14 protein-coding genes and 1 pseudogene are annotated in these 13,819 nt (G+C 44.3%); 11 read left to right on the top strand and 4 right to left on the bottom strand.

Annotated features, from left to right (window positions below; translation table 11 throughout):
• Nucleotides 1-7 precede the first annotated feature (7 nt).
• The 3 genes from BMZ78_RS02500 to BMZ78_RS02490 are packed head-to-tail and all read left to right on the top strand — an operon-like array spanning nucleotide 8 to nucleotide 3,032.
• On the top strand, nucleotides 8-1,072 hold the full coding sequence (locus tag BMZ78_RS02500; RefSeq protein WP_245739713.1) for a zinc-binding alcohol dehydrogenase family protein: 1,065 nt from the start codon (nucleotides 8-10) through the stop codon (nucleotides 1,070-1,072).
• 39 nt (nucleotides 1,073-1,111) lie between these two features.
• Nucleotides 1,112-2,200, top strand: a complete 1,089-nt coding sequence (gene uxuA, locus BMZ78_RS02495; protein WP_093227753.1) for a mannonate dehydratase — start codon at nucleotides 1,112-1,114, stop codon at nucleotides 2,198-2,200.
• A complete protein-coding gene (locus tag BMZ78_RS02490; RefSeq protein WP_093227751.1) occupies nucleotides 2,184-3,032 on the top strand; it encodes an SDR family oxidoreductase in 849 nt (282 codons plus the stop codon). Before uxuA ends, BMZ78_RS02490 begins: the two co-directional genes overlap by 17 nt.
• Before the next feature lie 75 nt (nucleotides 3,033-3,107).
• Here BMZ78_RS02490 and BMZ78_RS02485 read toward each other — a convergent pair whose 3' ends face one another.
• The 3 genes from BMZ78_RS02485 to BMZ78_RS02475 form a co-directional block, all read right to left on the bottom strand.
• Nucleotides 3,108-3,992, bottom strand: coding sequence for an acyl-ACP desaturase (locus BMZ78_RS02485; protein WP_093227750.1), 885 nt, complete (start codon nucleotides 3,990-3,992; stop codon nucleotides 3,108-3,110).
• Nucleotides 3,993-4,196: 204 nt separating this feature from the next.
• Nucleotides 4,197-4,403 carry a cold-shock protein gene (locus BMZ78_RS02480; RefSeq protein ID WP_093227748.1) on the bottom strand — a complete coding sequence of 69 codons (207 nt, stop codon included), beginning with the start codon at nucleotides 4,401-4,403 and terminating at the stop codon, nucleotides 4,197-4,199.
• Nucleotides 4,404-4,957: 554 nt separating this feature from the next.
• Nucleotides 4,958-5,536 (bottom strand): shikimate kinase, encoded by a 579-nt coding sequence (locus BMZ78_RS02475; RefSeq protein ID WP_093228284.1) that lies wholly within the window; start codon nucleotides 5,534-5,536, stop codon nucleotides 4,958-4,960.
• Nucleotides 5,537-5,719: 183 nt separating this feature from the next.
• Between BMZ78_RS02475 and BMZ78_RS02470 the strand changes: the two genes are divergently transcribed.
• The 5 genes and pseudogenes from BMZ78_RS02470 to thiM all read left to right on the top strand — a co-directional run bounded on the left by BMZ78_RS02470 (nucleotide 5,720) and on the right by thiM (nucleotide 9,069).
• On the top strand, nucleotides 5,720-5,953 hold the full coding sequence (locus tag BMZ78_RS02470) for a hypothetical protein (protein WP_093227746.1): 234 nt from the start codon (nucleotides 5,720-5,722) through the stop codon (nucleotides 5,951-5,953).
• Between the two features lie 27 nt (nucleotides 5,954-5,980).
• Entirely contained in the window at nucleotides 5,981-6,754 is a 774-nt protein-coding gene (locus BMZ78_RS02465; RefSeq protein ID WP_093227745.1) for an IclR family transcriptional regulator, read from the top strand.
• A gap of 182 nt (nucleotides 6,755-6,936) precedes the next feature.
• Nucleotides 6,937-7,254 (top strand): annotated as a pseudogene (locus BMZ78_RS02460) (aldehyde dehydrogenase family protein); the annotation flags it as partial.
• A gap of 11 nt (nucleotides 7,255-7,265) precedes the next feature.
• Nucleotides 7,266-8,048, top strand: a complete 783-nt coding sequence (gene aroD, locus BMZ78_RS02455) for a type I 3-dehydroquinate dehydratase (RefSeq protein WP_093227743.1) — start codon at nucleotides 7,266-7,268, stop codon at nucleotides 8,046-8,048.
• 208 nt (nucleotides 8,049-8,256) lie between these two features.
• Nucleotides 8,257-9,069, top strand: a complete 813-nt coding sequence (gene thiM / locus BMZ78_RS02450) for a hydroxyethylthiazole kinase (protein ID WP_093227742.1) — start codon at nucleotides 8,257-8,259, stop codon at nucleotides 9,067-9,069.
• A 112-nt stretch (nucleotides 9,070-9,181) separates the two neighbouring features.
• Here thiM and BMZ78_RS02445 read toward each other — a convergent pair whose 3' ends face one another.
• On the bottom strand, nucleotides 9,182-9,922 hold the full coding sequence (locus BMZ78_RS02445) for a CAP domain-containing protein (protein ID WP_093227740.1): 741 nt from the start codon (nucleotides 9,920-9,922) through the stop codon (nucleotides 9,182-9,184).
• A 394-nt stretch (nucleotides 9,923-10,316) separates the two neighbouring features.
• On the opposite strand from BMZ78_RS02445, the gene BMZ78_RS02440 reads away from it, so the two are divergent.
• The 3 genes from BMZ78_RS02440 to BMZ78_RS02430 all read left to right on the top strand — a co-directional run.
• On the top strand, nucleotides 10,317-10,793 hold the full coding sequence (locus BMZ78_RS02440) for a flavin reductase family protein (RefSeq protein WP_093227739.1): 477 nt from the start codon (nucleotides 10,317-10,319) through the stop codon (nucleotides 10,791-10,793).
• Nucleotides 10,794-10,826: 33 nt separating this feature from the next.
• Nucleotides 10,827-12,629, top strand: coding sequence for a XylR N-terminal domain-containing protein (locus BMZ78_RS02435; RefSeq protein ID WP_093227737.1), 1,803 nt, complete (start codon nucleotides 10,827-10,829; stop codon nucleotides 12,627-12,629).
• Nucleotides 12,630-12,791: 162 nt separating this feature from the next.
• On the top strand, nucleotides 12,792-13,819 hold a 1,028-nt coding region (locus BMZ78_RS02430), incomplete at its 3' end, for a 4-hydroxyphenylacetate 3-hydroxylase family protein (protein WP_093227735.1).

Here is a 13,819-nt window from a genome sequence, read left to right as displayed (position 1 = left end):
AGCACACATGAATTTTATAAACGCTGAAAAAAGGGGAGAGAGTATGTTAGCCGCTGTCATGGAAAAGCCTTTCAGTATTCACTTTAAAGAGGTTGCCCGTCCGCAGGTGGGGCCGCATGATGTATTGGTACGAATAAAGGCGGCTGGCATTTGCGGGAGTGATGTTCATTTCTATGATGGTTCCAATCCATATGCCAATTATCCGCAGATTTTTGGTCATGAATTGTCGGGAATCATTGAAGAAGTGGGTTCACAAGTGAAAGAGAGGAAAGTGGGGGAACGGGTGGTGGTTGAACCAGCCATCCCTTGCGGCAGGTGTTATCCTTGTCGGGTGGGCAAGCCCAATGCGTGTGGAAATATTGACATGATCGGCTCTGTGAGGCCCGGGGGATTTGCCGAATTTCTCCTGGTTCCGGAAGCGCATGTGCATGTGATGCCGGATGAGATGAGCTTTGAAATCGGGGCTTTGTGCGAACCATTTACCATCGGCAGACAGGCGATCCAGCGGGCAGATATTCAGCCGGGGCAGACGGTTACGATTCTGGGGATGGGGCCGATTGGATTGACCATTTTGGCCCAGCTCAAACAGGAACATGATGTAAATGTGTTTGCGGTCGATGTCGTACCGGAAAGGCTGGAGATATCCCGCCGTTTGGGGGCGGATGTCCTGATCAATGCCAAGGATGTGAACCTCCTTGCGGAAATGGATCGCCTGACTGGTGGCGAAGGTTCTAACATTGTCATCGAAGCGGCAGGATTGCCCTTGACGATTGAGCAGACGATTCATCTGGTCAGTCCGGGTGGACGGATCGTAATCGTCGGCTTAACCGGAAAAGATGTAACCTTCCCAGGGCAACTTCTAACCAAAAAAAATATCGAGTTATTTGGCACAAGGCACAGTGTGAACCAATTCCCGGAAGTCCTTCGCTTTCTCAGTCAAAACAGGGAATTGGCCGAGTCCTTTATAACTGAAGTAATGCCGTTTCAACACATAGAGAGTGCATTGAAAAAGGCAAAAAATCATCCCGATAAAGTGGTGAAAATCGTGTTAACCTACCAGGCACGTTCATGAACATATGAGAAATGAATCAAGTTTGGAGGGAACAACAGGATGAGAATGGTGTTTCGATGGTTTGGTGAAGGAAATGACACAGTAACCCTTGAACAGATCAAACAAATCCCTGGAGTCGAGGGAATTGTGTGGGCGCTTCATGATCTGCCAGCAGGCGAAGAGTGGCCGATGGAACGAATTCTAGAGGTAAAAGAGCTGGCTGATCGACATGGTCTGAACATTGATGTAGTGGAAAGTGTCAATGTGCATGAAGAGATTAAGCTGGGCCGTCCTGGAAGAGACAAATATATAGAAAATTACAAGAGAACCATCGAAAAACTGGGTAAAGTGGGAGTGAAAGTCATCTGCTACAACTTCATGCCCGTCTTCGATTGGATTCGCACCGATTTGTTTAAAGAGCTGGAAGATGGCTCAACCGCCATGTTTTATGAACATGCAAAAATCGCCAACATGAATCCGGCGGAACTGGTCAGGCGGATGAATGAAAATCCTGAACTGACCCTTCCAGGATGGGAACCGGAGCGTCTGCAATATCTGTCCACGATGTTAGAGGCGTATAAAGATGTCACAGAAGAGCAGCTGTGGGACAATCTGAAATACTTTTTGGAACAAGTGATTCCAGTTGCAGAAGCAAATGGTATCAAGATGGCAATCCATCCCGATGATCCACCATGGTCTGTTTTCGGATTGCCAAGGATCATAACCAATCAGGAAAATATTCGCCGATTTTTGAATCTGGTTGATCATCCCAATAATTGTATAACGCTGTGCAGCGGCTCGCTGGGTGCCAATCCAGAGAACGATGTAGCCGCGATGGTGAGAGAATTTGCCAACAGGATTCCGTTTGCCCATATCAGAAACGTCCGCGTTTATGAAAATGGTGATTTTATTGAAACCTCTCATCGGGCGCAAGATGGATCTGTCGATATATGCGATGTGGTAAAAGCATTTCATGAGAATGGTTTTACCGGATACTGCCGCCCAGATCATGGCAGGCATATCTGGGGAGAAGTGAGCCGGCCAGGATACGGGCTGTACGACCGGGCCCTTGGAATCATGTACTTATGGGGAATATGGGACTCACTGGAAAGGGGAAAGAGGCGAAACGGAAATGATCGTGATCAATGAAAACATTAAGGGGAGAGTAGCGGTCATTACAGGCGGCGGCGGTGTCCTGTGCAGTGCTATGGCAAAAGAGCTCGCCAGACACGGGGTTAAAGTCGCTATTTTGAACCGGACGCTGGAGAAAGCGGAAAAAGTGGCTGATGCCATCACCGAAGCGGGCGGTGTCGCTATTGCCATTTCGTGCGATGTGCTGGATGTGGAAAGCGTGAAGCGGGCAGAAGAATTGGTGAGAAAAGAGCTGGGCATTTGCGACATTCTGATCAATGGGGCAGGTGGAAACCACCCCAGCGGAACCACAACCCATGAAACGTTCAAACTGGAAGATGTGGAGAATGAAGCCGTAACCAGCTTTTTTGACCTGAGCAAAGCAGGGTTTGAATCAGTGCTGGACCTGAATTTTCTGGGAACATTCATCCCAACGCAAGTGTTTACCAGGTACATGGTCAACAGAAAAGGGGCGACCGTCATTAACATTTCATCCATGAGCGCAGCATGCCCAATGACCAAAGTGCCTGCCTATAGCGCCGCCAAAGCAGCCGTCAATAACTTCACCCAGTGGTTGGCTGTCCATCTGGCGGAAGCGGGTATTCGTGTCAATGCCATCGCGCCGGGATTTTTCTTGACAGAGCAAAACCGCAGGCTGCTAACCCATGAGGATGGGACTTGGACGGACAGGGCGCATAAAATCATTGAACATACGCCGATGCGCAGATTTGGTAAACCTGAAGATCTTTTAGGGACATTGTTGTGGTTAATCGATGAAAACATGTCTGGTTTCATCACAGGTGTCACCATTCCGGTAGATGGGGGATTCATGGCTTATTCAGGAGTTTGAGACCGTAACGTGCAAAGCGGATTACCTTCACAAAAAACAGGACAAGCCCCAGCCATGATGGTTGGGGCTTGTTATTTACCTTACATAACGGTTACGGACTCTTTTCAGCTTTGCGTGGTATTCCAGAATCTGTATTCTTGCCTTTTCGGCCTGTGGTGCAGTCGGACGCAAATCACGCAGTCCCCAGTAATCAACAACCACATCGAGAACCTGGTCAAAATATTGAAGCGGCCCATAATTGGCTTCCCTTGCAATAATCCCCATCCGGCTTTTGAAATCGGGCATGACAGCACCTGGCATTTTAAAATTGATGATGACATTGGCGATGTGGTAGCAATAATTCGGTTCCAGTTCAAGATGTGCACGAATGACGTCTCTGTAAAAGGCGTAATGAAGTATCTCATCTTTGGCGAGGCGACGCAATAAAGTAGCAAGCTCCCGATCGTGATTGCCCGCTATTTTGGCAACATTGTTGTAAAAAACCATGGTTGCGAGCTCCTGCAAAGTCGTATACGCCATTGCTTCGATCGGTGTATGGAAATCAGGTTCAAACCCGCCTTCGACTACCTGTTTTCTTAATTCGTGCAATCGATGAGGGTCTACATTGCGAGTCAGTAAAAGATAGGTTTCCAATAAATTGGAGTGTTGATCCTCTTCTGATGTCCATGTATGAATAAAATCCGTGATTACAGAGAGAGATCCCTTAAACGTTTCAGAAAGGTAAGTGGTAAACCAGGGTAAATTGACTTCGGTCAACAGTGCAGTTTCCACAGCCGTGATAATGCCGGAAGGCAACGTAACCTGGCTTTCGTCCCACGGAACACGTTTGAAATCCATCCCCTTGTCCCAGGGCAAAAACTCGTGATAGCTCCAGTCGATCTTTTTGGCTCGCTCTTTATGTTGTTCGTACAATTCTTTCAGACGTGGTTCTAAACGAAAATCCAAATCGTTTGTTAACATAATTTCCCCTTTTCTTCAAGAAAATAAATGAAATTAATACTCTTTGCGCAAGTATAACATATTGTAAGCCGGGAGACAAATATATGATTTCCTTATTATGGATTTTGGCTTTGACCAGTTCTTTGAGAGCCTGCATGAGTGTTTCTGAAAACAAACAGCAAAAAAGCTGTCAGCTTATTGCCGACAGCTTGTTTTTTTCTGAACTTATAATTTCGTAACGTTTGCAGCCTGAATCCCACGGTTACCTCGGACGACCTCAAAACTTACACGTTGACCTTCATCCAGCGATTTAAATCCATCCCCGGTAATTGCGGAAAAATGTACGAATACATCATCACTGCCTGGAACTTCGATAAACCCGAACCCTTTCTCTGCATTAAACCACTTGACTGTACCTGTAACCTTGCTCATGTCTAAATACCTCCAAAATATGTAATAGATCATTATCGAAAAAAAAATTCACATGTTATCACGAGCTACACGTTACAAGTATCGCCCGTGATAGCATGTGAATTTAATTTCGATAAATAATCGTTCTTTCATTATAATACTTCGTTTTAGGTATTGCAACATGATTTGCAGAAATTTTTTCAACATCAAGTTAAAAATGATTGAGTCGCTATCCTAACCTTGGATTTGATCAAGCACCTCGTTAGATGGAAAACGAGGTGCTTTTATGGATACAACTTCTGGATAGGAGGGCAGATAGAATTGAAAGATTGTAGGCCCTAAGAGGAACTGTCGGAATAGTTGGAAAAAAGGAGCGGAGTGTTAAATCAACTTGTAACTCCAGGAACTTTTGAAATGATTTCTAATGAAGTTATTCGAGACCGTTGACAACCCCGGTTTACCTTTTCCAGTTGAACGACTTCTTGCTCGTAATTAAGCAACGGGAGTGAAACGGAAAAGGTAAACCGGCATATAAAAGATACTTTGTCAACAAGCTGAAATGATTTCTAATGGAGTTATTCGTTATTTACTATACTAAGTGGTTGATAAAGATCCCAGGCTGTTATCAGAGAGTCAACAATATAATTGGCTGCAGTCTCAGGGTCTAGGTCATTGGTGGAAACTTTTGAATTATGGAGTGAATAGGCAGCCCTTCTCTTAAAAAACAACGCCTCAATCTCATCCAACGTTTTATTTTGAAGAACAGGGCGACTATTAATGATTAATGGAAGCCGTTCCTTCCAGGAATCCCAGGACAAATCAAGGAAATAGACAATACATTTGGACAAACAAACCTTTCTAACTTCCTCCTGTAAGTAAGCTCCTCCTCCCAAAGCGATAATCTTTAAGCGGGTATTGGAACAGATTTTTGTGATGATCTCTCTTTCCATTTGGCGAAACTTTTTCTCGCCCAATTCCTTGAAAATTTGCGTTACTGGCATGTTGTATGTTTTTTCTATTTCCTCATCAATATCAATAAAATCCCGATAAAGTTTCTTGGCAACGAGTCTGCCAATGGTGGTTTTACCTACTCCCATAAATCCAATCAATACGATATTTTTCTCCCGGATGGGGATTTCTGTATGATTCATCATTTTTTGCATCCACTCTCTTCTTAAAAAACATATGCAAAAAACTGTTTTAGATTTATAATATCAAGCTTAATCATACATAGCAAAGGCTACGAGAATATGGATATCAAATACGCAGTGAGAATGCCTGGAGACATGTAACACAATGCAAAGCCTATATTCCTGTTATACGATAAGGGATTCATCTTGATTTCATTGGAAAGAAGAGAGACCGATACATTATATGGGCTGTACATTACCGTTGCTAAACTGCAAGAGATCAATACCAGTGCCAAAGAGATGGAAGAAAGTAGTGCGACCGATGTCGATACAGAAAAAATCTTATTAAATGTCGAAATGCACTTGAAAAAAGAAAATTACCAATGTAAAATGAAATCAAAAGTTCCGATGAGTGTAATTGAATTCCGTACATTGGAATAGAAAAGAACTTCTGGGAAGTGGTATTCAATGTCAAATCCGATCAAACCCAATGAAAAAACAGAATCAGGATTACGAACCGTACAACGGGCTTTGGACATCCTTTACTGTTTTACGGTGGAAGAACAGGAACTTACCCTTACAGAAATCGCAAATAAAATCAATCTGGCTAAATCAACAACCACTCGGTTACTTGCAACGCTAGAGCAGAATGATTTCATTCTGAAGGATCCCAATACATTGAAATATCGGCTTGGTCAAGGATTGTACTATCTGGGATACATTGCAGGAAAGTCCATTAAAATCAGGGAGATCGCAAAGCCGATTATGGAACGTTTACGGGATGAAACTCGTGAAACCGTTAACCTGTATATTTTGGACAAGGAATCGCGGGTTTGTATCGAACAGTGTGAAGGTTTGCAATCCATTCGACACTTGGTGAAAATTGGAGAAAAATTGCCACTGTGGGCAGGTGCAGGTGGAAAAGTGCTTTTAGCATACCAATCTGAAGCGTTTCAACAGCAGATTTTTAAACAGGTTCCTTCCAAAGAAAGACTGGAAACCTTGCAAAAGGAACTGCCTGAGATTCGATTGCAACAATGTGCTTCAAGTATCGATGAACGGGAGGTTGGATCCGCAGCTGTTGCCGCACCCGTTTTTAATATCAATCATGAAGTAACCGCTTCCTTATCAGTTTCAGGCCCAACCAATCGCTTCACACCTGAAATTATCAATCAATTGAAGGAATTGGTAAAAGTAAATGCAATGGAAATTTCGCAAAAACTGGGATATCGGGAATCGTAGCGCATGCATTTGGGAGTTCATGAATGGCGTTCGGATCAAAGGACCATGTCCCAATAGAGAAGATCTGGTTCAATACAATGGATCTTCCATGCGCCATATTGAGAAGTAGGTGAAGATCAATGAATTTAAGAGCAGAATTGTATATTGATAGAAAATGGGTTAGTTCAGACCGGGAAGTTGTCCCCATTGTAAATCCTTACTCAGGGTCGGGAGAAGAAGCAAAAAGGCTGAATGATGCTAGCGTCTTGCTCTTGACCATACAGCCTACATCTGTATCCCTGGATAAAGGATTTACCAATCGAATGGACCTGGCATACAAAGTCGCTCACAAACTTGAAGTGGGTGGGGTCTTGATCAATGGAACCTCTAACTTCCGACTGGATCATTGGCCTTATGGTGGAGTAAAACAGAGTGGAATCGGGCGTGAAGGTCCACGCTATGCCATTGAGGATATGACAGAAACGAAAATGATTGTGATGAAATTTTCGAGATATCAATAAGGAGGCTATTCATGGATTCATCAAAAAAGGTTGTTTTAGTCAGAGGAAAGGTGATTGGAGGCAATCAGCCCCTGATTTGTACCCCACTGGTTGGCAGCGATGTCGATCAAATTATGGCGGAGCTGGAGAAAATACGCCGAAAAGAACCTGACATCATTGAATGGCGCGCTGATTTTTTTAGCGATCTTGATGATTCTCAGAAGGTGATTGAAACTGCATCCAAAATCCGGGAGCTTGTTGGCCAGATTCCGATTCTTTTTACGATTCGCTCGCAAAAAGAAGGAGGACAACCCATCGCTTTAGAGGAGAAGGACAAAATTCGATTGATTTCGGATGTGTGTAAAAGCAACCAGGTCGACCTTATCGACTATGAAATGGACAATGAACCGGAAAATATCCATGTTCTTCGCCAGGTATCAAGAGAATATGGAGTTTCCCTGATTCTGTCATACCATAATTTTTATTCCACTCCAGATGATTCGTCGTTGGTTGAAAAATTGCTGCAAGCGGAATCTTATGGTGCCGATATTGCCAAAATTGCGGTGATGCCCACTTCTCAAGAAGATGTCCTGGTTTTATTAAAAGCGACTCAGGAAGCCCAAAAACGATTGAAGATTCCTATGGTGACCATGTCGATGGGAAGATTGGGAGCCATTACTCGCATGTTTGGTTGGGTTTTTGGTTCCAATATCACATTTGCTATTGGAGAGAAAAGCTCTGCTCCAGGGCAAATTCCCATTGAGGATTTAAGATCAGTGATCCAAACGATTCAGAAATCGATTGGAAATGTTTGACATTCTACACGGCTGAAGCCGTGCGATTCTTGGGTCGTTACAAACCCGGTTTTCCTTTTCCAGTTGAACGACTTATTGCTCATTTTTATAGAGCGGGAGTGAAACGGTAAAGGAAAACTGGCATATAACGGATACTTTGTCAACAAGCTAATATAATTTACTATGTAAGATATACAGGTATTCATAGAGAAGGAAAGGACAGAGGAAAATGAAGCAAGAAATCGCCACAGTGTTAAATCGGGTTCGTACTGAAAATCCGCTTGTCCATAACATTACCAATGCAGTCGTCACGAATTTCACAGCAAATGGATTGCTTGCCCTGGGTGCTTCTCCCGTCATGGCGTATGCACCCGAAGAAGTAGCCATGATGGTCAAACTGGCTGGGGCTCTGGTTTTAAATATTGGAACATTGACCACAGATGTGGTAGATGCCATGATTATAGCTGGAAAATCGGCCAATAAACATGGAGTTCCAGTTATTTTTGACCCGGTTGGGGTAGGGAGCACATCATACCGATTGGAAATGGCTGAGCGGATTCTAAGCGAAATCAAGGTATCCGTTATTAGGGGAAATGCGGGTGAGATTGCCAGTCTTGGTGGGAAAAAAGGAATGACCAAGGGAGTGGATTCCGTAGCTTCCAAAGCAGAAGATGATATGTTACTGGCCAAGTCCGTAGCCAATCAATTTCAAACCATTGTGGTTATGACTGGTAAAGATGATGTAGTGACAGATGGAACAGATACCTATGTAATCCATAATGGTCATCCGATCCTGACCAAAGTGACCGGGACTGGCTGTTTGTTGTCTTCTGTGCTAGGAGCCTTCGTGGCGGTAGAAGAAAATCACTTGCTTGCATCTGTCTCCGGCGTGACTATCTATGGCATTGCAGCAGAAATGGCTGCGAAAGATACAGTGCATAAAGGGCCGGGAAGCTTTCAGATTGCTTTTCTCGACCAACTCTCCAAGATCTCGGAAGAAAATATACATAGATTTGGTCGCATTGAGAAATTGGAACAGTAAACGGCATGATCCTATGTCCGTCCCATCTTCGACAAACGTTTAACGGATATAGATCGTTACCCCTGAAAAATTCAGGGGTAACGATCCTTTTTGATTCAAATCGACAGGGGCCTTATTTCCCGATAAATTCCTGTACCCAGTAGTTTCCGTCTTTGACATAACCCACACCGATATAATTGAAATCTTTATTCAGGATATTTTTACGGTGTCCTTCACTGTTCATCCAGCCATTCACCACTTCTTGCGGGGTGAGTTGTCCCATCGCAATATTTTCACCTGCAGCATTGAACTGGATGCCATACTGTTTCATCATGTCAAATGGGGAACCGTAGGTTGGGCTGATGTGGTCGAAATAGTTATTATCATGCATATCCTTTGCTTTGTCACGCGCCATTTGGCTCAGTTTCGGGTCTACTTTAAGGGCAGGCAATCCATATTTGGCCCGCTCTTGATTGGTAAGGTCCACCACTTGTTTTTCAAATTCACTGAGCGTGTAGCTGGTTTGTTGTTGTTCGGAAGCATCCGACTGGGAAGGTGCTGGCTTCGCGGTTTGGTTTGGTGCTTGCTCTTTTTTGGACTGGGATTGTTGTGCCTGTTCTTTTGCAGGTGCCGGTTTCGATTGATCGGGCTGTTGTTGGGTTGGCATTTGGCAGCCAATGAAGCCAATTTGTCTCAAAATTTCCTCAATATCAAAATTATTCAGAGTTGACTGTATATAATGAATACGGACTGTCGAGTCTGATTGATTTTCCGTACCTAGATCCTGCTTACCTGCAGCAAATATGCTAAGCGGGCTTGTGACCATCAGCGCTCCCGCAATTGCCAATGAAGTTAAAAAGCGACGATTTTTCATAGAAAAAACCTCCTATTGTAGTTTGGCTCAATCATTTCGATGAGCTCTACTCTATTAGAGGATAACATAAATTGCGAGTCTATTAAGTAGTAATAGTTGGAAGTGGATGTAGGTGAGCCTTTTTGCAGATTTTTCAGGGGTCTTACGAAAGCACTCTACAAAATTTCCAATCACCATACTAGCTCCACTTTGACCAGAAGATGAGCATAAAAATGACGATCCCGTACCACTTTGATTGTGATACGGGCTATTTTTTGGGATTCAATCAAGTTACCACAAAAAAATATGTTGCTACTAAACAATAATATTAGATATAGTATGTATATACTGTATATTTTTGCGGTTAATAAACTTATGTAAATTTGTTAGTATAAAAACATGGAGGGAGATATCAATGGATACACGTGATTTCCGGAATTGCCTTGGTTCTTTTGCAACGGGTGTAACGGTGGTCACCTGTAAAACAGATATTGGAACACGTGGGTTTACCGCAAATTCCTTCACTTCTGTTTCGTTGGACCCACCTCTGATCCTGGTATCGGTAGACCGGAAAATAAAAGCCTGCAGCTACATGAAGGACAATTCGTTTGCGGTAAATATATTGCGCGGTGATCAGGAAAAGGTGGCTCTCCATTTTGCCGGACGGCCCCAAGAGCAACTTGATCTTCAGTGGGAGGAAGGAGAGTTCGCGCCGTATCTTGCCAATTCCCTTGCCACCATCGAATGTGTACCATGGAGAGCCTATGACGGAGGTGATCATGTCCTGTATTTAGGTGAAGTGAAGAACTATTGGTATGTGGAAGGGGATGCCCTAGGGTTTTACAAAGGTAAATTCTTCACAGTACCGAGCCTCAAGTCAACATCTGAATAGGATCGAATCCCAGATAGGAGCTGTGAGGAGACCGTGAAAGCGCATCAACTGTTATTTCAAAACGTGATTGACATTAATCCGCGCACAGGGATCATCAAGTTGCATTCCTTAAGGATGGCACTCGTGTCAACGGAAGCTATGGGAATCTTGCGTAGGGACCTGGTCAGCACCCTCGGTATGGAACGGGCTAAAGGATTTTTGATGCGGTACGGTTGGGCATGCGGCTATCATGACGGGGAAGCGATCCAGAAGATGTTTGACTGGGATTCGAAAAAAGAATTGTTATTTTCGGGTCCATTTCTACACACGTTAGAGGGAATCGTTACAGTTGAACCGGATATATTGGAATTTGACGATGAAAAATTGTATTTTACAGGTTATTGGTTGAATTCCTATGAAGTTGAGGAACATATTCGCCATTTTGGTACATGCAATACCCCAGTGTGTTGGACCCTTGTAGGTTACGCCAGTGGCTTTCTGACCAAGGTATTCGGGAAGCAAGTGCTGGTAAGGGAAAAGCATTGTGCAGGAAAAAAAGATGACTACTGCTATTATGTGGCCAAGACGATCGATCAGTGGAAGGAAGAGGAGCGGGAAGACATCCGGTATTACCAGGCAGAGAACCTGGTCTCTGAGCTGGATCGGGTGTATAACGAGATCGAAAAGTTGAATCAAATGATTCTTCATGCTGAAGAGATCGACAAAAAATTAACCAACTTTATGCTGGAAGGAAAAAGCCTGTCTTTCATCTTGGGTTTCCTCGCCGATGTCCTTGACCGGAGCGTGGTCATCGAAAAAGGTAGCCTGGGGGAAATTCTGGAGGCCTGCTTCAAAGATGATACTCACGAAAAATATTATAAAAAGTGGAAATTGTCAAAATCAATACGCCGGGATGTGAATTTGGATACCTTTGAACTGATGGCCAATGGTTTTTTGCTGGGCAAAATGGTCGTCATCGGCAACGATAAACTGGAAAAACATCAACATATGATTATCGAGCGAGCGATCAATGTATGTATTATCCAGTTGTTTCATCAGCGAGCCATTGCACAGTCCATCTGGAAGAAGAAAGAGGACTTTTTGGAGGATATACTGGAAGGAACATACAACGAAGATCTCCTGAGAAGACGAGCCCATGACCTCGATATTCGCATTGGCGGGCATTCCAGGATATCGGTTATTCAGGTGTCGCTAAAAGAGGAACTGGAGAACGTTTTGAGCTTTATTGTTTTAAAATATCCCCATATCAACGCCTTTTTAAAAAGAGATTCCATTGTGCTGATCCTGTATGAAGTAGAAAAAGATGAACCGAGTGTATATGAATTCCTGGTTGATTTAAAGGGATTGATCGAAGAAAAATTCAAAACTCTCAAAGTATATATTAGCTCCGGGAGAGCGGTTCAATCCTTGACTGAACTGGGGAAAAGTTACCAGGATGCCCTTCAGATTACAAGGTTTTTGCAACTGGCCTATCCCAGTTACAGTGCTGTGGCGACTTTTGAACAGCTTGAACCGATTACGCTTTTTCTGAAGTGTACCGACCAGGAAGAACTGATCTTTTTCTGTAAAAAAACCATCGGCAAATTGATCGAATACGATCAGGAACAACAAGCCAACTTTCTTCTTACGTTGAAAACGTACCTGGACCTGAACGGCAACCTGTATAAAACAGCACAAAAACTGCATCTTTCCATCTCCGGATTGCGATACCGGTTGAACAGAATAGAGGAGTTATGTGGGATTGATTTGAAAGATAGTGCTATTTTGTTTAAATTCCAATTGGCTGTACAGATATACTTTACACTCAACCTGTTAGGCCAAAAGCCTTTTTTGTAAACGGTTACAATTTATAATATTCGGTTAATTACGATGATTAGGGTTGAATACTGGATCGAATTTTAGACTACTTCATCCATTTGAGGGGGTGATAGACCTCAAACAAATTTCATGTACTTGGGTTTTTAGTAGAGTAACCATTTCATTTAAAGGAGGTTTCATATGACGACCAAACAGGAGAAACTAACCAGAAAACCACTAACGGGAGAGGAATTTTTGGAGAGTATTAAAGACGGCCGCGAGCTCTGGCTGTACGGGGAGAAAGTGAAGAATCCCGTCGAACATCCGGCCTTTCGCAACTCGGCACGCTCCATCGCTCGCCTGTATGACTCCCTGCACGATCCCAAATACAAGGATGTTCTGACGACGGAGACGGATACCGGTTCCGGCAGCTACACCCACAAATTTTTCCGTGCCAGCAAAAGTGCTCAAGAGCTGCTGGAAGCCCGTGATGCGATCGCTACCTGGGCCCGCCTCACTTACGGCCAGATGGGCCGCTCACCGGATTACAAGGCCTCCTTTCTGGGTACCCTGGGGGGCAATCCGGAGTACTATGCTCCATTTGATGAAAATGCCCGCCGTTGGTACAAGGAAGCTCAGGAGAAGGTCTGGTTTTTCAACCATGCCATCATCAACCCGCCGGTGGACCGGAACAGGCCGGTGCACGAAGTATCCGACGTCTTCGTTCATGTGGAAAAGGAGACCGATGCCGGAATTATCGTGAGCGGTGCGAAGATGGTGGCCACCGGGTCGGCCTGCTGCCACTACAACTTCGTGGCTCATTACGGTCCTTCTCCGGTGCAGAAAGAGGAGTTTGCCCTGGTCTTTATCGCACCGATGGATACGCCGGGAGTGAAGCTGATCTGCCGACCGTCCTATGAGTACAATGCATCGGTGATGGGCAGCCCCTTCGATTACCCCTTGAGCAGTCGTTTTGACGAAAACGATACGGTACTGATCTTTGACAAAGCCTTGATCCCCTGGGAAAACGTCCTGATCTATCGCGATCTGGACAAGGCCAACGGTTTCTTCCCGGTCAGCGGTTTCCTGAACCGTTTTACCTTCCACGGCATGACCCGCCTGGCAGTGAAGCTGGACTTTATCATCGGTCTGTTGCTGAAAGCCATCCGGGCGTCAGGTACCGACCAGTTCCGTGGGGTACAGGCCAATGTCGGTGAAGTGATCGCCTG

The organism is Thermoflavimicrobium dichotomicum (genome assembly GCF_900114055.1).
Lineage (GTDB): Bacteria > Bacillota > Bacilli > Thermoactinomycetales > Thermoactinomycetaceae > Thermoflavimicrobium > Thermoflavimicrobium dichotomicum.
Note: the sequence above shows the minus strand (reverse complement) of the source record. Positions and strands in the feature narration are given on the sequence as shown.